Raw genomic sequence first — 20,695 nt, forward strand, 5'->3', positions numbered from 1 at the left:
GTAGGGAGCGGTATATCACTGATATTGTGAGTATTGTGTACTTACGAAATGGAGGGAATGTTTACGCGATAATCAATTCGATGTTTAGGCTCTCTAGGTACTCACGGTATTCATCACTAATATTCTTGTCGGTAATTAAAACGTCGATATCAGAACAAGGCATGATTTTATGCACGCTAACTTTGCTAAGTTTGCTGGAGTCGGCGAGCACAATGCATTTATCTGTCGCTTTTAACATTGCCTTGTAAAACCTAGCTTCATGTTCACTGTGTGTTGTAATGCCCGCTTCAATATTGAGACCGTCAATTCCGACTATCATTTTGTTAACGTGATATTTTTCAATGCTCTCTTCAGCTAGGGAGCCATAAAATGACATGCTATTTTGATGTAAGCTGCCGCCAGTGCTAACAATAGAGATGTTTTCGTTTCTAGGCATCGCCAGCAGAATATTTAGCCCGTTAGTGATAACAAATAGGCTATCAAACTCTTCCAGTAACCTAACCAATTGTTCTGTGGTTGTGCCAGCACCAATAATGAGTGAGTCGCCATTTTCGATATAGGAAACGCCAGCCTTGGCGATTGCTTTTTTCTCGTTGACGTGAAGGTTGCCTTTAACGCTGTTTACCGATTCATTTGTGGTGGTTGTTTTTTGCATTGCACCACCGTGGGATCTGATTAAAAGCCCTTTATTTTCAAGGCTATCAAGATCATTCCTCACTGTTACTTTGCTGACGCCGTACTCATCTGACAGTTGAATAACTGAAACTGAGCCAAACTCTCGGAGCTTGCTTAAAATCGATTCTCTTCGTTCTGACGTAGTTCTAATCATTGTTATTGCTCTAACTAAGTACTTTCATGGATAAGAGAGGGACTGCATAAGCGTCCCTTTGTTTCATAGTTTACTTTGATTCTTGGTTCGATTAAACACCCTTCACCTTGTCTTTTCTTTTGTTTTTTCGTTTGTTTTCTTTTTATGTGATAATAATCAACAAAGGAAAGAAAAGGAAAGGTTAGTATTCATCCTAAGCGATTAACGATAAATCGATGAGAAACATTCTTAAGGTGAAACGATGCTTTATACCCTGACTATGAATGCTGCAATTGACCTCAATCTAACTTGTATGCAAGTTGAATCTGAAAAGGTCAATCGCGTCAGTGAATCTGATTACTCACCAAATGGAAAAGCAATTAATGTCTCCATCGTTCTTGACCATTTCGGTGTAGATTCTGTCGCGATGGGAGTCTTTGGCGGTTTTACAGGCAAACACATTGTAGAGTGCTTAGAAGAAAAGGGAATCAATGTTCATCCGTTTTATATTGATGGACGTACCCGGATTAACGTATTCGTTAATGATGACACTGAAGAATATAAATTTGTGTCGAAGGGTGGGCATGTACCACAAGGTGTTAAAGACGATATTTTAGCAAGTATCCGTGGCGCTTCAGACATGGAGTATCTAGTGGTGAGTGGCAGTCTACCTCCTGGTGTCGAACCAGAGTATCTCGATCAAATCATGGTTGCATGTAAGGATAATAATGTTCAGGTTATCATCGACATTAGTCACAACCACCTATCTAGCCTGTTATCGCATAACCCTTTATTGATAAAACCAAATGATGAAGAGCTCTTGAGTGTATTTGGCTTGAGAGCGGGGACTGATGCAGAAGCGAAAGATTCATTAGATACCCTCCATTCTCTTGGTGCACAAAATGTACTACTGACTCTTGGTAGTAAAGGGATGTACTTTTCAAATGGTGACTCCATTCATTTTTGCAATGCGCCAGAAATAAAACTTCATAGTTCTGCTTGTGCTGGGGACTCATCCTTAGCTGCATTCTTAAGTATCTGGTTAAAAGACAAATTAAATATTCAACAAGCGATAAAAATTGCCAGTGCTGTTGGTGCTGACGTCGCGTCGTCTTCAGGAATAGGCGAATTGAGCCTGTACCCACAACTCGTTAATAAGACATTTGCAAAGAGAATTGCATAAGAAGGATTGTATGAAAAAAGTTATAGCTATAACAGGCTGCCCAACGGGAATAGCTCATACATTTATGGCTGAGTCAGCCTTGAAAAAAGCGGCAAAAAAGGCTGGCGTAGAAATCAAGGTAGAAACGAACGGTGCTGCTGGGGTTAAAAACCAGATTGAAGGCTCTGACTTAGAAGACATTTACGGCGTAATTATAGCGGCCGATAAGGATGTTTCACCAGATCGCTTTAATGGTTTGCCTGTGCTTGAAGTTCCGGTGAAAGATGGCGTAAGAAAGGCCGATGAGCTTATTAAAAAAGTAATGGATGGAGAAGCGCCAATTAGAGGCGGTGCTCAGTCTAAATCTGTCGCAACACACTCTACTAATGAAAGCTTTTCTCGACAGATTTATAAGCACTTGATGAGCGGCGTTTCTCATATGTTACCGTTTGTGGTGGCAGGTGGTGTCCTTATTGCGTTTTCTTTCTTATGGGGCATTTATTCGTCAGATCCTGAATCTGAACAATACAATGAAATAGCCGCAATGCTTATGACTATCGGTCAGCAAGCCTTTAGCATTATGGTACCTATATTTGCCGCATTTATTGCCTCTTCAATTGGCGGCAAACCAGCCATGGTGGCGGGCTTTGTTGGTGGTCTGCTTGCAAATGTGACTGGTGCAGGTTTTCTTGGCGGAATCATCGCGGGCTTCGCATCTGGCTATTTGATCTACTTTTTAGTCAAAAAACTGGAGTTCATGCCCAAGCAATATGAAGGTTTAAAGTCGATCTTCTTATTACCAATCGTTGGCACATTAGTTATCGGCGTCTTGATGGTAAACCTGGGCGTTCCTATTGCCGCGATTAACAATGGCATGATGGAGTTTCTATCAGGTTTGCAAGATGCCAACCCAGTGATGCTAGGTATCATCATCGGTATGATGTGCGCGTTTGATTTTGGTGGTCCGGTTAATAAGGCTGCTTATGTCACGGGAACCCTTTTACTTGCTGAAGGGAATATGTACTTTATGGCTGGCGTTTCAGCTGCATGTATTACGCCTCCACTCGTTGTCGCCATAGCAACAACCATCTTTAAGCGTGCCTTTGATGAAGAAGAGCGAACCGCTGGCGCTATTTGCTACATTCTCGGCGCTACTCATATCACCGAAGGAGCAATTCCTTTTGTGGCTAAGGCGCCTCACCACGTCATCCCAATTATGATGTTTGCTTCGTCTATATCAGCCGTTCTGTCATTCCTATTTGCAGTACAAGTACCAGCGCCCCACGGTGGTTTTTTAATCCTACCAGTTGTTAGCGAGCCGATTGTATGGGTCGCTTGTATCTTGGTTGGCTCGTTGGCTGGTGCGGTTCTTTATGGGCTGTATCGCGTAATGCAAATGAAGAAGCTTACTGTTCAAGCATCATAGAAAAGTAAAAGGTTAAGCAATGAAACTAGTCGACTTGATTTACAAAGACGCGATTTCAATCGGAGGTAGCTTTGGCGCATCTACAGAAGCGATTGAGGCACTGACAGACAAGCTGTGTTTATTAGGAAAAATAGAACATCGCGGTCAGTTTGTTGCTGCGGTGATAGAAAGAGAAGAGCAAGGTCCAACTGCGTTGGGGGAAGGGCTTGCGGTGCCTCATGGGAAATCTGACTCAGTCATTGAGCCATGTGTTGCCATTGCAATATTGGATTCACCAGTGAAGTGGGTTGGTATAGATGAGGATGAAGAAGACGTCGATATTATTGTATTGCTTGGCATTCCTTTAGCTCATCAGGGTGACACCCATATCGCACTATTGTCGGAACTGACTTGTCTACTTATTGATGATGAGTTTAGAGATTCGATAAAGCGAGTTAATTCAGCAGAAGCTCTTATAGAACTAATTAGAACCGCATCAGAATAGAACAATAGAGAAACGATCATGAACAACATTATCAATAGTAACTATCTATTAAAGCAAGCGAGAAAGGGTGGCTATGCTATTCCTGCTTTCAATTTCCATAACCTTGAAACCGTCCAAGTGATCTTAGATACAGCGAAATACTTAGAATCACCGGTCATTCTCGCGGGTACTCCCGGTACTTACAAATATGGCGGTTCTAGAGAGCTCGTCCATATGGTCAATGCTGCGGCTCATGAAAGAGGGATGCAGGTTGTCCTTCATTTGGATCACCACCATGACATGGAAGATATTAAGCATAAAGTAAAGTTGGGTATTCGATCTGCAATGATTGATGGTAGCGCGCTGGCTCTAGAAGAGAATATTGCAATCACGCGTGAAGCGGTTCAATTTTGTCACGCTTATGGCTGCTCAGTTGAAGCAGAAATTGGTCAACTGGTGGGACAAGAAGATGATCTAATAGTTGATAGCGTATTAGATCCTTACACAGATCCAGAAGACGCACTAAAACTTGTGGAGTTAACGGATGTAGATTCGTTGGCGATTGCAATTGGTACTGCTCATGGAATGTATAAAGAAGAACCTAAGCTAGATTTTGACCGATTAGCCAAAATTGCAGCCATGGTTGATATTCCTCTTGTACTTCACGGAGCATCTGGCGTGTGTTCTGCTGACGTGCAGCGCTGTATTGATCTTGGAATTGCAAAGGTTAACGTAGCAACTGAGCTGAAAATTGCGTTCGCTGAAGAGCTTAAAGAAGCGTTTAGAAAAGCGCCTGATGCTAATGACCCACGCTTTTATAATGAATTGCCAAAAGCTGCGATGGCAAAAGTAGTACAAGACAAAATTTTGATGTGTCGAAGTGAAGGCAAACTTTAGCTTTCGAAGTTTTCGTTATTCTGGTCCCCCGCTGGAATTTCAAAAGGATTGGCGATTTGCCAATCCTTTTTTTAACGATTGAAGGTAGGGTTTACTCGTAATCGGATGCGTATGTCTCTTGGTAAGTATGCGAGTAAAGCTCAAATAGATTACCGAATGGGTCTTCTAGGTAAACCATTTGTGCTTGTTTGCTGTCGTCTTCTGGGTGGTAGCGCATAATATCCATGCGAACTTTACCGCCGTATTGTTCAGTACGCTCAATAGCACCGGCAAAATCATCGGTTTGTAAGCAGAAGTGGAAGATACCGATGCGTGAGAAATCAACCTCATGGCGCTCTTGACGCTCTTTCATCTCGAACAATTCAACACCGATACCATCAGAAGTCACTAAGTGCGCAATATTAAAGCCTTTGAATCCTTCACCAAACACCGCAATACACATACGACCAATGGCAGTTTGGCGTTCTTCAATTACCTTGGTGTTGTCCATCACAATGGTTAGACCTAGCGCTTTGGTATAAAACTCAACCGCTTTATTCATGTCGCCAACCATAATACCTACGTGATTCATTTTCATCATTTGCTCCAATCGCTAATCATTGTTTGATGTTGTTTGTGTCGATGAGGAGAGTATATGGAATTGGAGGCTGAACCAAAAATTATCATATATTATGATAATAATAATTTAGCGTTATATTGAGTGGCTATTTGAACGACAGAATTGGTTGAATGATTCGGTGGAGCCAAAAGGCTATTCGGAGGGTGGGTATACATAGCGATAAAAGTCTAATTATTGGTGATATTATCCAAAAATGGTGCTTTTGATATGCATTGTTACACCATTGTTAATCGTAAATGTTTGATAAATCACATTCTAAGGTGCTGAAAATGCTATAATTAAGGTGTTAATTAGCATTGGGAACCACGAGGTGATTTATGCTGAAAGACCGACTAGAGAGAATTAACGCTCTTCGAAAACAGGCTATGAAGTCTGATAGATTCCTCCGCTCAGCAAAAGAGCATGCTAAAGCCATACAAGATGGCACTCCAACACCTAAACCAACCCAGCGACGTAAGCGTAAAAAATCCAAACCAAAACTAGCTCAACAGTACAGTGGTGTAGAGTTTTCAACCCAACCATACGCAACCTGATTATTCATACTATCAAATGAGCCAGAGCGTATTCTGGCTCACATCCAATAGCCTAGCGCATAGAACAAAGATAACTCATTCATCTGTTGTGATAAGTTGTGCTCCCGATTTGCTGCAATTTTTAGATCATTCAATATGGCACAAATCGCTGTATACTCTGGCGCAATTTAATCTGTTCTCGGAAATAGAAATGAGAAAATACTACACAGTAGAGGGCGATGTGAACGCCAAAAAAGCCAAAGAAGCGTACCCAAAATTAGCATTGTGCGATCGTTGTGTTAGTCACTACATCGTGATTAATGAGGGAGATAGAACATACGATGAATGTGCAAAATGCGGAGCCGACGATTAGCCCGGTTAAGTGCGTGTTGATTTGAATGGATTAGTAGATTAAGCCCTGTTCAGACAGGCTTTGACATGGTCTTATGATTGCACTTGCTATATACTTTCTTGTTTCCAATGGAAGTTAAACTATGGAAATGCTCATCGTCTCCTCAGAGCGACAAAAACGTCTCATCATGCTTTTTAGCCGAACAACGGCAAAAATGTCAGATAAAGCGCTATTGAAAGATCTAGATTCATATCAAATTAACTCATCTGTTTATCCTGCTTTTAAAACGGCACCAGACTTGCGAGTAGAGCGCATTCGTTTACCTTATGGTGATGACAGAAACGGCTCGTTAGATGGTGGTGATTTCTTATATCGATACCTTGCCAAAGGGTACGTTTGTTTGGGTGATTTTGTCGGCCAACCAAAACCAGATTTAACCCCGTGGGGAGTAAGATCTGTTCGTAAGCAGCCTAAGATTGGTTTCGGTTTATAACAGTCATTGATAAATTGGTTAGCCTTAAGTAATGTATTTGCTTCGAAGTTGATACCGCGAGCGTTTAGGAAGGATTCAAAACGCTTATGGCTGATGTGATAACCTTGGGCAATCGCTGTTAATCACTATCGGTCTTGACCTTATTTAAGGTCTAGTAAACCAAAGCCTCTGCAATTCAAATTTAGCCATTTATCGTAAAAATCGGCTTTACCCAATTCCTCTGTTAGCTTGTACTCCTCTAAATATCAAAGTCCTTGTTTCAGCAGCAATGCTGCTTTTTCTTTGCCTGTAACTAATCAACGTCATCTTGTTGATAGCGTAAATATTGAATACACAAATCATGAAATGCTTGCGCCTGGGGTGAGATGGTACGATCGGTTAGCCTGAAGATGCCGATTTGACGCTCAAGCTGCGGATTAATCAGTGGGAGCCAGACGAGTTGTGTTTCGTTGGTAGGAAAAGCGAGTTTAGGCAATGTCGTTACGCCAATCCCAAGCTCTAAAACTGAGAAAAGAGAAGTGATGTTTTCAACAGAATAGAGTGCTTGTTCACTTAAAACTCTCGCTGAGGTTGGGTCAAGCAGTGTGCATGTTCCGTTACGAATGAATGGTTGCTTTAATAGCGTCTCCCATTCAACGCCTTGCGATTGCTGTGCGAGAGGGTTGTCTTTTAAACAGACGACGCCGACGGGATCGGAAATCAATGGAATAAATTCGATCATGCTGTCATCAAGTTGCGAATAGTTGCCTAATGCTAAATCTACTTCCCCTGAAAGTAGTCTTGCTGCCACTCCCGCTGCATTGTCATCAATCAAACTCACTTCAACATCTGGGTGTTGTTCGCAAAAAGCCCGCAATACACTAGGGATTAGCTTAACGGCAACTGATGGGACACTTGCAATTCTGACTCGACCTTGTTGCCCTGCGGCCGCTGCGCGGAGATCATTATCTAATGCGCTATAGACATTTAAAAACTGAATGATCTTTGGAAAGCAGATTTCTCCAAAAGGTGTAATTTTCGACTTATTCCCTGATTCGAACAACGGCTGACCAAGAATTTTTTCTAACTCTTTTATCGATGTAGAGAGCGCCGCTTGAGAACGATTTGCGCGTTTGGAGGCCGCTCGAAAGCCACCTTCTTCGACTACCATCACAAAATGCCTTAGTTGCTGCAACTTAATACTCACTAGCGCGACTCCTTGTAGCCTGTATTTTGCGTACTTCCGTCAGTGTGATAAATAAAATTTATCAAACGTAAAAAATTTACCGTTAGATTTATCGGTTGTCAATGTGCAATATTTAACGCAGTTGAAACAAATTCATTACATAGGTTGAATGCTACGTGAATGCTCAAACAAAAAAACACCCGGTAAAGACTGAACTGTTTGCTTCAAAAGCCCCTCTAGAATGGGCCATTGTCAGCAATGGCACCTTATACACAGCGCAAATCCCGATAGATGATACAGGTGCAGTGGTTGAAGGTGGAATTGAAGCACAAACTCGCCAAACATTTAACAATCTCGTTCACACCTTAGAATGCGCAGGAGAGTCTCTTGACTCTGTTCTACAAGTACTTATCTACGTGACCGATCTTGAATACCTTAAAACAGTGAATGCTGTTTATGCTGAGTACTTTGATGCGCCTTATCCCAATCGCGCGGCGATGGTGGTTGCTGGTTTAGCGCGCGAAGAAATGTTGGTGGAGTTTGTTGTTTACGCGTCAGCCACTCAGCCAGAGTAATTGGTGCGATTTGCCACATTAGCGACAAACAGGTTTATGCCCAAACTTATGAACATTTAGCTGTCGGCAGTAATCGGAGCCAAAGCGAACAAGGAAAGAATCATGACTCAACAAAAAAATTTAGCTCAACTATCAGCTCTAAATGGTGTCCAAGCGGAGCATTCTCTTTATATCGCAGGAGAGTGGCAATCTGGCATTAGTACGGTCGCCAATATTAACCCTTCTGATATCACTGAAAAGCTTGGCGACTTTGCTCAAGCAAGTGAAGCACAAGTCCAGCAAGCCATATCTGCGGCTAAACAAGCTCAGCCAGAATGGGAAAAAACACCGATAGAACGCAAACAAGCAGTACTTCAGGCGATTGGTGATGAGTTAATTGCACGCTGTGATGAATTGGGTACGTTGCTTTCTCGCGAAGAGGGTAAACCGTTCGCCGAAGGTCGAGGTGAGATTTATCGCGCAGGACAATTCTTCCAATATTTTGCGGCAGAAGTATTGCGACAAATTGGCGACAGTGCCGACTCCGTTCGTCCTGGTGTCTCGGTTGAGGTGACGCGTGAAGCGGTTGGTGTTATTGCGGTTATCTCCCCTTGGAATTTCCCGACTGCGACTGCCGCTTGGAAAATTGCTCCTGCCTTGGCATTTGGTAACAGTGTGATTTGGAAACCGGCGAATTTAACGCCGGCGAGTGCGGTAGCACTAACAGAAATCATCCATCGTCAGGGATTACCAGTTGGCACTTTTAACTTGGTTATAGGCAGTGGTTCACAAGTTGGTAATGCGCTGATTAACTCTACACAAGTGAATGGCGTGAGCTTTACTGGTTCTGTTGACACCGGACGTAAAGTTGCGGCTGCAACGGCACCTAATTTTGTTCGCTGTCAGTTGGAGATGGGCAGTAAAAATGCGCTCGTTGTTGCCAATGATGCCGACATTCAAATTGCAGTTGAGGCGACGATTGCAGGCTCTTTCTCTGGTGCTGGTCAGAAGTGTACGGCGTCGTCACGTTTAGTGGTGATGGATGGCATCCATGATGCCTATGTAGAGGCACTGATCAAACGCATGAGCGAGCTAAAAGTGGGTCATGCACTAGAAGAAGGCGTGTTTATGGGGCCAGTAGTCGATGGTAACCAACTTGACGCTAACTTTTCCTGGATTGATAAAGCGCGTGAAAGTGGCGCGGAGCTGGCATTTGGTGGTGAGCGTTTGAGTTTAAAACATGACGGTTTTTACATGTCGCCAACGTTATTCCTCAATACAAACAATAGCTGGGAAGTGAATCAAGAAGAAGTGTTTGCCCCAATGGCAAGCGTGATTCGTGTTTCTGATTTAGACGAAGCGATTGCAACAGTAAACGACACGCGCTTCGGGTTGACAGGGGGCATCATCACTCAAAGTTTGCGTAATAGCGCCATCTTTAAACAACAAGCTCAAACTGGCTGTGTGATGGTCAATTTGCCTACGGCAGGTACTGATTACCATGTGCCATTTGGTGGGCGTAAAGAATCAAGCTTTGGTCCTCGCGAGCAAGGTCAATACGCAAAAGAGTTCTACACAGTAGTAAAAACGGCTTACCAGCGCCCTTACTAGTGAGTGTTCTGTGCTGAGGGGAAATTTGCTCCCCTCCTGAACTTAATAGTAAAGCGAAACAACAGTAAGGAATGGGTATGTATCATCAACGGATTGTGATTGATGGGTTGCAGTACTGCAACTGGGACAGAGAATACTTTTTAACCCTAAAAGCCAGTGGCATAACCGCAGTGCACGCGACGATTGTATACCACGAAAACGCGCGCGAAACGCTAACTCGCTTTGCTGAGTGGAACCTTCGTTTCGAGCAACACGCTGATCTTATTATGCCCATTCATTCAATGGCAGATGTTGAACGTGCCAAGCAACTTGGCAAAGTTGGTGTGTTTTTCGGTGCGCAGAACTGCTCGCCAATCGATGATGAAATCGGTTTGATTGAGGTGATGCGTCGCCAAGGTTTACTGATCATGCAACTGACGTATAACAACCAAAGCTTGTTGGCGACAGGTTGTTATGAGCAGAACGATTCGGGTATCACTCGTTTCGGTAAGCAAGCAATCGAAGAGATGAACCGAGTCGGTATGATTATCGATATGTCGCACAGTGCTGAGCGTTCAACACTGGAAGCGATTGACCATTCTTCCCGTCCGATCTGCATTAGTCATGCGAACCCGACATTTGCGCATGATGCTTTGCGCAATAAATCAAATCAAGTGATCAAATCGTTAACTGAGCGTGGTGGTTTGATTGGTTTTAGTTTGTATCCATTTCACTTGCCAAACGGCAGCCAATGTACGCTAGAAGACTTTTGCCAGATGGTTGCGACAACGGCAGATATGTTTGGTGTTGAGCATTTAGGTATTGGCAGTGACTTATGCCTAAACCAACCTCAGCAAGTATTGGAATGGATGCGCAACGGACGGTGGTCGAAGGCAATGGATTATGGTGAAGGATCAGCCACTAATTCAGGCTGGCCAGATGCGCTGCCATGGTTTAGTGGTAGCGAGGGAATGGAGAATATCTATAACGGATTATTGCGTCATGGGTTTAGTGAGTCGGAGGCAGGGCAAGTAATGGGTGAGAATTGGTTCAACTTCTTACAGCAAGGGTTAAAGGTGAGTGAGTAAACCACAACTCTAACATGGAGCCGCCTGTAGATAATTAGATCATAGCGCAGGTGTTAAATATACAGTTTGTTGCCAATATTTGATTGGTCGCTGCAAAAAACTCTGGAGTCAGTGTATGTCTGATTTAAGCGATAGCATGAAAGATTCAACGGTGAATTCATCATCGGCAAAGCAAGCAACACAGTACAACAGCACAAATGTAAATGAAAACGCTCAAAATAAGTTAGGGCTAAACAATCCAGCATTTTGGTACAGTGGTGGGTTTATCGCATTGTTCGTCGCGATTGCCCTTTATGATGCAGAGCTGCTTTCCTCACTTGTTAATGCTGGTTTCAGCTGGTCGGTGGGTGTGTTTGGTCCATATTGGCAATTACTACTTCTGCTTACTTTTGTCATCGGTCTTGGCTTGGCTGCTGGGCGAACCGGCAAGGTAATTCTTGGTGGTATTGAAAAACCGGAAATGGATGGTTTTCGCTGGATGGCGATCATCTTTTGTACGCTACTCGCTGGTGGCGGTGTGTTTTGGGCAGCAGCAGAGCCCATCGCGCATTATGTAAACCCACCACCATTATATGGTACACAGGAAAATAACCAGCAAGGGGCGGTGAATGCGTTATCGCAATCATTTATGCACTGGGGCTTTTTAGCCTGGGCAATTGTAGGTAGCTTAACGTCAATTGTAGTGATGCACTTGCATTACGATAAAGGTTTACCACTAAAACCACGTACACTTCTTTATCCGATTCTTGGTGAGAGAGCCCTGAAGGGACACACTGGCTCACTAATTGATGCGTGTTGTATTGTTGCTGTTGCTGCGGGCACGATCGGACCAATAGGCTTCCTAGGTTTGCAGGTTAGCTACGCGTTAAACGTGTTGTTTGAAATACCAGATGGCTTTACTACTCAACTTATTATTATCCTTTTTGCCATCGTACTTTATACCTTATCTGCTATCAGTGGTCTTAACCGTGGCATGCAAATGCTTAGCCGTTACAACGTAATTTTAGCCGTGGCGCTAATGGCTTACATTCTAATTTTTGGTCCGACTAACTTTATCTTTAATGGTTATATTCAGGGTGTAGGCAGCATGCTGGATAACTTCATTCCTATGGCGACATATCGTGGCGATGAGGGTTGGTTGAGCTGGTGGACAGTATTCTTCTGGGGTTGGTTCCTAGGCTATGGACCAATGATGGCCATTTTCATTGCTCGCATTTCGCGTGGTCGTAGCATCCGTCAGTTGATTGTCACTATTAGCATTGTAGCCCCGCTAGCCACATGTTTTTGGTTCACCATTGTTGGTGGTTCAGGGCTGGCATTTGAAATTGCAGAACCGGGTAGCGTTAGTAAAGCGTTTGAAGGGTTTAATTTGCCCGGAGCATTATTGGCGGTAACGCAGCAACTTCCTTTGCCAATGGTCGTGTCGATTCTATTCTTAATTCTAACCACTATTTTTATTGTTACGACGGGTGACTCGATGACCTACACCATCAGCGTTGTGATCAGTGGTGAAACGGAACCGAATGTGCTTATCCGAGTTTTCTGGGGAGCGATGATGGGCGTAACCGCGTTGATCCTTATTTCTCTAGGTTCTGGTGGGATTTCAGCATTGCAATCGTTCATTGTAATAACAGCAGTACCCGTATCTCTTATTTTGTTGCCGTCACTTTGGAATGCGCCACAAATAGCGATAAAAATGGCAAAGGCACAAGGTTTATAAACCAGGCTTTAAGGCTATAGCTAAGAGTATAAATAACGTGAAGAGTGTGGGTGAGTTACTCACCCACCGAAACCTACCAATACGTACAATAATTAGGTGGTGAGCAAAATGGATGCACATCCTTCCACTATTTTTAAACCAGAAATGCGCAATGCCGAGATTGTGATGGAGCCTTCGAGGTTAGGTGCAATGCATCAAAACCGAATCAGCTTTACCCGTACTCTTATTCGTAAAATGGCAAAGCAAGCGTGGTGCGTCAGCAAGCATGAGTGGCAGCTATGCCCTAAAGGATACGGACATGTAATCTATAGATTGTCGACACCTCAACATGTTTACCACCTCGTCGTATTCTGTGATGAGATTGCTGACGATGAACGCAATGACCGTGTGATTGCTGAAAAATGGGACGTGACTTTTGCGTTAGTTCACGGTGATGTCGATGTCACTTTGCTAGAGCAACTAAGAGCGAATGTACCGTTGCAAGAAGCAGGGCGTAACCCAAACAACGTGTTGGTGCTCGCGAGAGCAAACAAGAGTGTGCGAGTTTTTGAGCATATTGTTAGCCAGCTATCTCAAGGTAAACAGCCAGATCCAAACGAGCTTGCTGAGGTCGGCTATATTTTGCGAACCACTGCAGTGTATGGTAATGGCAAGTTTGGTATTGCTGATTTCAAACTGTTAGAGAACAACCCTGATTTCAATCAGTCCTTTAGTGCACAAATGTGTGCCGTGTATTTAATCAGAGAATTTAGCTTAGACTGGGTACATTATTTAGCGCAGCAACAAGGTGGAGAAAAAGCGATTTCGCTTCACCGTGGCTTGCAACGTTATTTAGGTGTTGGTAACGCAACGGGGCTTGGTATGGCGCCGTATCTAATTAATCACCCTTGCATTGTCGACCAATGGATGACAACACGTGAACGAGCGATCGCACAAGTGTTGTCAATGCCGTGTGAGTCGCGTTATTACGCGAAGTTACATGAACTGCTGAGCAAAGGTATTTGTCATTTGCAGCAGGTCATCACGATTAACGAACATCAAAACGACTTAAATTTGCGAGCGATTGACGACCTCGTGCAACTAACCGAACAGCTTCACGTAAACATGGCTTCTTGCGTTCATTGGGGCGAGTTTATTCAATATTCAAATGGATTAAGTTTAGAGTCTCAAGAGATTTTATTGTCATGTTTGATGGAGCTTTATCCTCAGCAAGTTGATCAATTCGAAGAGCAGATGAATTGTGATGAAGCGCTGTCGTTAGAGAGTGGTAAGAAAATTGCCGATCTATTAGCTGTTCTTGAAGCTAAGTATCGATGGGCAATTAAAGCTGATTACGGATTAGCAGAGAATAATTATTGGTTTTGGTATCGCTCACAGGATAAAGAAGAACCGCGATTGGGGATAAGAGGCGAAGAACCTGGTGAAGAGCGTGAATTACCCTTAGACATTGGTCGACAAGTTTTTCGTTTATATCAGGCGTTACGCTCTCATCCAAGCGAATTGTCTTTAACAGAATTTCTTTTACACCAACCTAACTACCGGGCGATAGCCCGTAGAGTATGGACTCTCGGTCATAAAGAGATGGGGGATATTCAAATGAATGTCCTACGTGAGGACGCACTGCCAATGCATCTACTACGTTGTAAATTAGCGGTATTTGGCGCAACGAAATTTGATCCGCGATCAGACCGATGGGTTCGCGTTACTTTCTTCCAAGGCTCACCGTTACTAGATGAGATACAAAACCCGAATTATCAGGACAATTGGATATTTCCATTGCTTCCGACGAATGAACAGTTAGCGAACAAAGTGGCACATGGAGGAGTTACATCATGATTGTTTCTCATAATGAATTGGTTGCTGCGGTAAACAAAGCGTTCTTAGGTATGCGACGTACTTGTGGCGAAGCCGATATTATTGCCAATATGGTCGCTGATTTACAAATGGTTGGTTTACATGGTGTGCGTCATTTTAACAATGCGAGCAATTATTTGAATGTAGAGAAGGATTGCCCTGTTGAGATTGAAAGCAGTGAGAGTGGTACGCTTAAGGTTGACCTTCACCAGTGCAGTTTAGCATGTCATCTACCCGTGATTATTGATTATTCACTCGAGAAAATGGTGGGCAGCAAGCAGATAACCATTGTTTTGAATAATTGCCACAATCGCTGGTTAGCATACAGTGAGTTGGTTAAGTTAGCAGCAAAAGGAATAGCCTGTCGCACAACATGGGAGAATGGCAGTAAACCGAAGCGGATATTGTATGTGCTCAATCGAGGCTGCATTGCTCCTGAGCTCTATTTTTCAGATGTGACAACATTTAATAATGAGCAGCTTCACTCGATGACGATCGAATTATCGGTGGATGACTTCTCACTCGAAGAGAGTGCAACAGGCTACTCTAGCCACGTCAATGGTAATGAGTTGCAAAAAGTTCAGCAAGCAGCATGGCGAGAAGGCATTTTTGTTGATGACATTGAGTGGGAAACACTTAAGGAGACTGCGACGGTTTTCCTTGTTGAAAACAGCCAGCGCTCACTTCAAGGTGCAGGGGAGTTGGTTTAAAAATAGGTAGCAATATACCTATCTACTGACAAAACGTTTGGTTATCGTCAGCTTAATTGAGTAACACTATCTATCCGACCCATTTATCTCTATTATCGCCAGCTTTGGTCACCTTCACCCTATGGAGGTGGCAACTGTTGAGAGCGGTATTTAGAAATGAATTTAATTGGTTTACAACTTGATGCGAAAGCAAAACAATTAGTGAGTGAATCATTCGAAGAGCTGGATGAGCAAGACGGTTGGCTAAAAGTACCCGTTCGTATTGCGGCACAAATTGACTCGATCCTACGTGAAGAACAGTATGTGGGGACTGTCGTGTGGTTCAGTGAGTCAGATTTTATTGAAAAAGAAATAATTTACACTGGCTTGGCTGCTCCCACTTTGTAACATAACTCCGTCCATTTCAATAAATCGACATCATGTTGATGAACAAAGCCCTTTAATTTTGCTCGGGCTTTGTTCTTATCTATAGCATTCAGTTTGTTATTGCGAATGGTTAATCGGCACTTGTCGCCTTTTGGTAGAACCCTTCAGTTTCTATTGTACGCTTGCTTAACAGCTTACTGATTGCAATTGCGATCACTACCGGTAAGAACCAACTCGCGTGAGCTTCAAATAGCGGCACATACTTTTGCAGTACTGCAACGAGTGATTGTGGTAGCAAATCTAAAATGCTTAATGCATCTAATCCACCCAAGATAAGGCTGATCATTACAACAGCGACGTACGATGCTGAGTTACGTTTAGTGGTTGGTAAGATGACAGCGGTTAACACCAAAGCGATTGCTACTGGGCAAAGGATTAAAATCGCTGGTAGGCTAACGGTTAATATTTGGTCTAATCCGAAGTTTGCAATAACACCAGTCAAGATGACAACAATGGTTGCGGTAATAGCAAAAGGAGAGCGAAATGTTTGTTGATAGTATTCCGCGCAGGCATTGGTTAAGCCAACCGTCGTTGTTAAGCATGCCATGATGATGATGCCAGCAAGCAAATACTGCCCTAATGGACCAAATATAGCCGCTACATAACGAGTTAATAGTTCACCACCATTGCTTGCACCCTCAGCGACTGAAGCCGATGTTGCACCAACATAGGCGAGTGCTAGGTAACATGCTGACATTAGCAAAGCATAAACTAATGTCACTTTAAGTGTCGCTTTAAAGATCCCTTGAGATGAGTCACAGCCTTTATCACGGATCGCTTTGATGATGATCCAACCAAATCCTACCGCGGCAATTGCGTCCATCGTCATATAGCCTTGGATCAAGCCACTCGCAACCGCTTTGTTTTGGTAATCTAAAGTAGGCGTACTCAATGGACCTAAAGGCGTTATAAAGGCGGCAACAGCGAGTGCAGCAAGCATAAGTACGAGCAGCGGAGTCATCACTTTACCGATGTAATCGACCAATTTACCGCGTTGAAAGGCCAAAATCAGCGTTGCTGTAACAAAGATTATGGAAAAAATCATTAAATGGTCGTTAGAGACAAACGGCTTAATCCCCATTTCGTAAGCTACCGTAACGGCGCGAGGCATCGCAAATGCCGGACCTACTGCCGTGAATAGAAGTACCCAAAATGTGATAGCCAAAGGTTGTGGAAGGGCTTTTGTTAACTGTGCGCTATCACTTAAGCGACCAAATACAATTAGAGTTAAAGCTGGTAGTCCAACGGCAGTGACTAAGAATCCCAACATTGCTGGCACATATTCTGTTCCAGCCTCTAAGCCAAGGAACGGGGGGAAGATGATATTTCCCGCGCCAAGGAACATGGCAAATGTCATTAGACCTATCGCGATTGTATTTTGATTTTTCAATGTACAGTCCTCATGCTATTAGGTTCGTCCTAATTAGCTGTTTTTATTGTGGACCGTCAGATTTGCTGGGGAGAAAAAAGAAGAAATAGTTGATGTTATCCCTCCGTCAGCAAGGCTGACGGAAGTAGCCGCCAGCCTAGTTAATAATGACTAGAATGACGACTGAAATAGTAGTAGCTAGGCTCGACAAAGCACCAAGCATCATTTGGCACGAAGCAGCAAATTGTTGGGCTAAAGAAGAAGGCATTACTATTTCCTAGTGTGTTGTTGTGTTTACGAGACCAATATATAAGCAAAAATTTGTGAAGTAAACCCATTAGGCAATGTTTTATTTTGAATGGCTGTTATCCTTTAGCATTGAACACTTTTTCAGCAATGATGTGTAAGAGTTACTCAAAGTGCAGCCAGCTAACATATCTCAGTTCAATCGGAGTAGGGCTAGTGGTAGACTGTGGCACTATTTCTAATGAGTTTTTAAAGGTAATTTGATGAACCCGATTATTGCAATGTTGAAAGAGAATAATATTAGTGACCAACAGATCAGCGAAATATTTGAAGTGCTGACACAAAACCCTCTTGCGGCGATGGCAACAATCAGTCAACTTGGTCTGCCACAAGAGAAACTTCAAATGTTAATGGCACAGGTAATGCAAAACCCAGCTTTGATTAAAGAAGCCGTTAACGAGTTAGGTCTGGATTTCTCAAAAGTAGAAGCGGCTAAAGAGCAACTTCAAAAATAGATTTATCCAAGAATAAATGTAATAAGACCATATAGGCACTGAAACAGCTTAAATGGTCTTATTAATTTTGCTTCAATGACATGAAGTGAGTTCGATGGAGAAACATTGGTCCAATAATGTGACGGCTTGTTCAAATGGTGCAGGCTTACTTATGTAGTAGCCTTGAATATAGCGACAGCCCATCGAGTTTAGTAGTTGTAATTGCTCTTCAGTTTCAACACCCTCTGCAATCACATCCAAGCCTAACTGAGTAGCAAGAAGGTTTACCGATTCAACCAATACGGAATTGTTCTTGTCAGACTCAATATTGCGGATAAAAGAACGATCTATCTTCAAAATATCAACGGTGTTTTTCATCAGATTAGAGAAAGAGGCAAAGCCTGTGCCGAAATCATCTAGCGCCAACTTGAGCCCTTGATTTCTCAGCGTCGTTAGCAACTCTTGCACCTCCGGTTTGTCCTCTAACGGAATAGACTCGGTAATTTCAATAATAATGTCTGAAGTGGCAAGCCCATGATTGGCGAGCTCGTTGGTAATTGAACAATTGTTTGGGTCTTCGTTGCACAACTCATCAATCGAGCGATTCACTGAGACAACAACATCCTCATAGCCAAGTTTTTTCAATTGTTTAATATCTAAACAGACCTTTCTTAATATTAGTTTACCCAGTTGGCTGATATAACCAAGATCTTCGGCAATAGGGATAAACTCATAGGGAGAAATCGCATCACCATTCTCGGTCCAGCGGGCGAGCGCTTCAAATTTGACTATTCTATTGGTGACCAGATCATAAATAGGTTGATACTCGACATGTAAACGCTCCTCATCTAGAGCTTGTTTAAGGCTTGCTCCTAGGAGGTGCCTGCGAGCAATATTTTTCTCCAAGAAATTAGAATAGCGGACGGTACTGGGTTGTATTTGAGACTTGGCTTGATCAAGTGCGTAGTATGCTTGAGTCAACAAATGGGTATCGCTTTTTGGATTACTTGGTAGTGTATAGCCGATATTGATGTTTAGATTCATCACTCGACCTTCAATACTAAATTCCTTTTCGACTTTGTTACGAATGCTGGTGATCAGCGTTTCAATGTCATCGAGCTTATCTTTATGCCAAGTTAAGGCAAATTGATCAGCGCCGTAGCGACATATGCTCAGTGACTCATCATTGAAGTTACGATAAAGCAAAAGACCAACATAGCTCAATACCTTGTTACCAAAGCTTTCTCCATAAAGGTTGTTGATGGCCGAAAAGCGGCTGATGTCGATTAATCCGACAATTAATTCTTGATGATCTTCCAAGTGCTGAATGAATTTAGTACGGGTCATCAAACCAGTAAAGTCTTGTTCGTTTTTGTATTTTAGTAGCTCGCTCTCTATGGATTTACGGTCGCTGAGATCATCAAATATCGCAATATAGTTTTTAGTTACGCCATTCCTATCTTGCAGTGAGGAAATAGAAAGCTTTTCAGGGTATACCGCACCAGTTTTTGTTTTGTTCCATACCTCGCCTGACCAATATTGGTCTCGTTGAATGGCATTCCACATTGATTTATAGAATTTTCTATCATGAATATCTGAGCTGAAGATAGCAGGTGTTTTACCATACACTTCTTCAAGCTGAAAACCGGTGATCTCTTCGGCTTGAGTGTTCATGTTGAGGATGAGGTTGTTTTCATCTGTGACTATGACGCCATTGGTGGAAAGATCGATAATTTTTTTGGCAAGACGATGGTCACTTTCTAACTGCCAAAAATCACTGATATCTTTAATGTTCCCTTCAATGCGTTGTAGTGTATTGTTTTCGTCGTAATGTTTGGAATACGTTATCTCAAGCTCTAACCCACAGTTTGTATGCTCTTGATGTACGGTAATTTTACCGATTTTATCTGGATTAACTGCACAAGATACGAAGTGGTTAAAGCGCTCTGAAGACCTGAAAATATACCGAGTAAAAAATTCATCGAATGTTAGCCTTTCAGTGTCGGCAATATCAAACATGACACTTAAGTTACTTGAAACACTAAAGTAGTTTGAGTCTACATCCCAAGTCCAAGAACAAGATTGAGTGATTTGCTCTGAACGTTCAAACTGGGCCAGTAGCCTGTTTTTGTCTTTTGCTAGACGTTGCTGAAGAATGGTCTTGCCAATAAGAAAACCCACCGTTAGTAACCAGTCCTTATCGAGCTGTTTTTCGACAATAGGAGAGGAAAAAAGCAGAGCTAAAACACCTACGATTCTTCCATCTTTAATTTGGAGTGGTATACCTATATAGCTTTGGGCGTTGAGATCTTGAAGCGCAATGTCGTCTGGAAATTGTTGTTGGACGTTAGATGAATAGCTACAAATATTACGCTCATCAAGTACGCGCTCACATGGAGTTCCAATTAGGCTATATGAAAAGTTTTCACTGAGTTCACCATGCGCGAGATAGGTAGTGGTGCGAGCCATTTTTGCCTTTAAATCGTACTCAGCGACAAGGCAGTGCTCAGGTTGATAGCGAACAAATAACTCGTTGAGACAATGTAGATAAAGTTCTTGTTCATTTTGAGCGTTAATGACTTGCTTAATGAGGGCTTCCATATAGATGTAGCATTCCCCTGTGATTATGATTCGTTGATGGCGTATGGCATTTTAGATGTGAAGTTATCAGTTTTGATATAGCTTGTATATTATTTGTAGCGAACCGTGATGTCGATTAAAGAAGTTGCTCACGAAAATATGAGAAA

Annotated in this window: 20 protein-coding genes; 15 read left to right on the forward strand and 5 right to left on the reverse strand. The window is 42.8% G+C overall.

Annotated features, from left to right (window positions below; all coding sequences use genetic code 11):
- Positions 1-61 precede the first annotated feature (61 nt).
- Complete coding sequence (locus tag H2O73_RS12645) at positions 62-829, reverse strand: DeoR/GlpR family DNA-binding transcription regulator (protein WP_220457581.1); 768 nt, start codon at positions 827-829, stop codon at positions 62-64.
- Positions 830-1,070: 241 nt separating this feature from the next.
- Between H2O73_RS12645 and H2O73_RS12650 the strand changes: the two genes are divergently transcribed.
- The 4 genes from H2O73_RS12650 to gatY are packed head-to-tail and all read left to right on the forward strand — an operon-like array spanning position 1,071 to position 4,756.
- The gene (locus tag H2O73_RS12650; RefSeq protein WP_182109219.1) at positions 1,071-1,991 is read left to right on the forward strand and encodes a 1-phosphofructokinase family hexose kinase; all 921 of its coding nucleotides are present in this window, start codon (positions 1,071-1,073) and stop codon (positions 1,989-1,991) included.
- A gap of 10 nt (positions 1,992-2,001) precedes the next feature.
- Positions 2,002-3,396 carry a PTS fructose transporter subunit IIC gene (locus H2O73_RS12655; protein WP_182109220.1) on the forward strand — a complete coding sequence of 465 codons (1,395 nt, stop codon included), beginning with the start codon at positions 2,002-2,004 and terminating at the stop codon, positions 3,394-3,396.
- A 19-nt stretch (positions 3,397-3,415) separates the two neighbouring features.
- Positions 3,416-3,880: a fructose PTS transporter subunit IIA gene (locus H2O73_RS12660; protein WP_182109221.1), complete on the forward strand. Its 465-nt coding sequence runs from the start codon at positions 3,416-3,418 to the stop codon at positions 3,878-3,880.
- 18 nt (positions 3,881-3,898) lie between these two features.
- A complete protein-coding gene (gatY, locus tag H2O73_RS12665; protein ID WP_182109222.1) occupies positions 3,899-4,756 on the forward strand; it encodes a tagatose-bisphosphate aldolase subunit GatY in 858 nt (285 codons plus the stop codon).
- Positions 4,757-4,847: 91 nt separating this feature from the next.
- Here the strand turns inward: gatY and H2O73_RS12670 are convergent, their stop codons facing one another.
- Positions 4,848-5,333 (reverse strand): VOC family protein, encoded by a 486-nt coding sequence (locus tag H2O73_RS12670; RefSeq protein WP_182109223.1) that lies wholly within the window; start codon positions 5,331-5,333, stop codon positions 4,848-4,850.
- Positions 5,334-5,740: 407 nt separating this feature from the next.
- Here H2O73_RS12670 and H2O73_RS12675 point away from each other — a divergent pair, with 407 nt between their 5' ends.
- The 3 genes from H2O73_RS12675 (at position 5,741) to H2O73_RS12685 (ending at position 6,732) form a co-directional block, all read left to right on the forward strand.
- Positions 5,741-5,908, forward strand: a complete 168-nt coding sequence (locus H2O73_RS12675) for a hypothetical protein (protein ID WP_182109224.1) — start codon at positions 5,741-5,743, stop codon at positions 5,906-5,908.
- Between the two features lie 190 nt (positions 5,909-6,098).
- The gene (locus tag H2O73_RS12680; RefSeq protein ID WP_182109225.1) at positions 6,099-6,260 is read left to right on the forward strand and encodes a hypothetical protein; all 162 of its coding nucleotides are present in this window, start codon (positions 6,099-6,101) and stop codon (positions 6,258-6,260) included.
- Positions 6,261-6,381: 121 nt separating this feature from the next.
- On the forward strand, positions 6,382-6,732 hold the full coding sequence (locus tag H2O73_RS12685; protein WP_182109226.1) for a hypothetical protein: 351 nt from the start codon (positions 6,382-6,384) through the stop codon (positions 6,730-6,732).
- Positions 6,733-7,024: 292 nt separating this feature from the next.
- Here H2O73_RS12685 and H2O73_RS12690 read toward each other — a convergent pair whose 3' ends face one another.
- Positions 7,025-7,918 carry a LysR family transcriptional regulator gene (locus H2O73_RS12690; protein ID WP_182109227.1) on the reverse strand — a complete coding sequence of 298 codons (894 nt, stop codon included), beginning with the start codon at positions 7,916-7,918 and terminating at the stop codon, positions 7,025-7,027.
- Between the two features lie 155 nt (positions 7,919-8,073).
- Here H2O73_RS12690 and H2O73_RS12695 point away from each other — a divergent pair, with 155 nt between their 5' ends.
- The 7 genes from H2O73_RS12695 to H2O73_RS12725 all read left to right on the forward strand — a co-directional run bounded on the left by H2O73_RS12695 (position 8,074) and on the right by H2O73_RS12725 (position 15,800).
- Positions 8,074-8,472, forward strand: a complete 399-nt coding sequence (locus H2O73_RS12695; protein ID WP_182109228.1) for a RidA family protein — start codon at positions 8,074-8,076, stop codon at positions 8,470-8,472.
- A 102-nt stretch (positions 8,473-8,574) separates the two neighbouring features.
- Positions 8,575-10,062 (forward strand): aldehyde dehydrogenase family protein, encoded by a 1,488-nt coding sequence (locus H2O73_RS12700; protein ID WP_182109229.1) that lies wholly within the window; start codon positions 8,575-8,577, stop codon positions 10,060-10,062.
- A gap of 77 nt (positions 10,063-10,139) precedes the next feature.
- Positions 10,140-11,129, forward strand: a complete 990-nt coding sequence (locus H2O73_RS12705) for a membrane dipeptidase (RefSeq protein ID WP_182109230.1) — start codon at positions 10,140-10,142, stop codon at positions 11,127-11,129.
- Between the two features lie 115 nt (positions 11,130-11,244).
- Entirely contained in the window at positions 11,245-12,849 is a 1,605-nt protein-coding gene (locus H2O73_RS12710; RefSeq protein WP_182109231.1) for a BCCT family transporter, read from the forward strand.
- A gap of 108 nt (positions 12,850-12,957) precedes the next feature.
- Positions 12,958-14,685 carry a hypothetical protein gene (locus H2O73_RS12715; protein WP_182109232.1) on the forward strand — a complete coding sequence of 576 codons (1,728 nt, stop codon included), beginning with the start codon at positions 12,958-12,960 and terminating at the stop codon, positions 14,683-14,685.
- A complete protein-coding gene (locus H2O73_RS12720; RefSeq protein ID WP_182109233.1) occupies positions 14,682-15,413 on the forward strand; it encodes a DUF3726 domain-containing protein in 732 nt (243 codons plus the stop codon). The genes H2O73_RS12715 and H2O73_RS12720 overlap by 4 nt, the downstream gene beginning before the upstream one ends.
- 156 nt (positions 15,414-15,569) lie before the next feature.
- Complete coding sequence (locus tag H2O73_RS12725; protein WP_182109234.1) at positions 15,570-15,800, forward strand: hypothetical protein; 231 nt, start codon at positions 15,570-15,572, stop codon at positions 15,798-15,800.
- A 109-nt stretch (positions 15,801-15,909) separates the two neighbouring features.
- On the opposite strand, the gene brnQ is transcribed toward H2O73_RS12725, so the two are convergent.
- Positions 15,910-17,229, reverse strand: a complete 1,320-nt coding sequence (brnQ, locus tag H2O73_RS12730; protein WP_182109235.1) for a branched-chain amino acid transport system II carrier protein — start codon at positions 17,227-17,229, stop codon at positions 15,910-15,912.
- A 488-nt stretch (positions 17,230-17,717) separates the two neighbouring features.
- On the opposite strand from brnQ, the gene H2O73_RS12735 reads away from it, so the two are divergent.
- Positions 17,718-17,969: a DUF2999 family protein gene (locus H2O73_RS12735; RefSeq protein WP_182109236.1), complete on the forward strand. Its 252-nt coding sequence runs from the start codon at positions 17,718-17,720 to the stop codon at positions 17,967-17,969.
- Positions 17,970-18,041: 72 nt separating this feature from the next.
- Here the strand turns inward: H2O73_RS12735 and H2O73_RS12740 are convergent, their stop codons facing one another.
- Positions 18,042-20,549 carry a sensor domain-containing phosphodiesterase gene (locus H2O73_RS12740; RefSeq protein WP_182109237.1) on the reverse strand — a complete coding sequence of 836 codons (2,508 nt, stop codon included), beginning with the start codon at positions 20,547-20,549 and terminating at the stop codon, positions 18,042-18,044.
- Between the last annotated feature and the right edge of the window lie 146 nt (positions 20,550-20,695).

This window comes from Vibrio marinisediminis (assembly GCF_014050145.1).
Taxonomy (GTDB): domain Bacteria; phylum Pseudomonadota; class Gammaproteobacteria; order Enterobacterales; family Vibrionaceae; genus Vibrio; species Vibrio marinisediminis.

Coding starts and splice junctions, on each gene's coding strand:
- H2O73_RS12645 (WP_220457581.1), bottom strand. CDS start 829: ATGATTAGAACTACGTCAGAACGAAGAGAATCGATTTTAAGCAAGCTC.
- H2O73_RS12710 (WP_182109231.1), top strand. CDS start 11,245: ATGTCTGATTTAAGCGATAGCATGAAAGATTCAACGGTGAATTCATCA.
- H2O73_RS12720 (WP_182109233.1), top strand. CDS start 14,682: ATGATTGTTTCTCATAATGAATTGGTTGCTGCGGTAAACAAAGCGTTC.
- H2O73_RS12700 (WP_182109229.1), top strand. CDS start 8,575: ATGACTCAACAAAAAAATTTAGCTCAACTATCAGCTCTAAATGGTGTC.
- H2O73_RS12715 (WP_182109232.1), top strand. CDS start 12,958: ATGGATGCACATCCTTCCACTATTTTTAAACCAGAAATGCGCAATGCC.
- H2O73_RS12705 (WP_182109230.1), top strand. CDS start 10,140: ATGTATCATCAACGGATTGTGATTGATGGGTTGCAGTACTGCAACTGG.
- H2O73_RS12680 (WP_182109225.1), top strand. CDS start 6,099: ATGAGAAAATACTACACAGTAGAGGGCGATGTGAACGCCAAAAAAGCC.
- H2O73_RS12655 (WP_182109220.1), top strand. CDS start 2,002: ATGAAAAAAGTTATAGCTATAACAGGCTGCCCAACGGGAATAGCTCAT.
- H2O73_RS12685 (WP_182109226.1), top strand. CDS start 6,382: ATGGAAATGCTCATCGTCTCCTCAGAGCGACAAAAACGTCTCATCATG.
- H2O73_RS12650 (WP_182109219.1), top strand. CDS start 1,071: ATGCTTTATACCCTGACTATGAATGCTGCAATTGACCTCAATCTAACT.
- H2O73_RS12675 (WP_182109224.1), top strand. CDS start 5,741: ATGAAGTCTGATAGATTCCTCCGCTCAGCAAAAGAGCATGCTAAAGCC.
- H2O73_RS12725 (WP_182109234.1), top strand. CDS start 15,570: ATGAATTTAATTGGTTTACAACTTGATGCGAAAGCAAAACAATTAGTG.
- H2O73_RS12740 (WP_182109237.1), bottom strand. CDS start 20,549: ATGGAAGCCCTCATTAAGCAAGTCATTAACGCTCAAAATGAACAAGAA.
- H2O73_RS12670 (WP_182109223.1), bottom strand. CDS start 5,333: ATGAAAATGAATCACGTAGGTATTATGGTTGGCGACATGAATAAAGCG.
- gatY (WP_182109222.1), top strand. CDS start 3,899: ATGAACAACATTATCAATAGTAACTATCTATTAAAGCAAGCGAGAAAG.
- H2O73_RS12660 (WP_182109221.1), top strand. CDS start 3,416: ATGAAACTAGTCGACTTGATTTACAAAGACGCGATTTCAATCGGAGGT.
- H2O73_RS12735 (WP_182109236.1), top strand. CDS start 17,718: ATGAACCCGATTATTGCAATGTTGAAAGAGAATAATATTAGTGACCAA.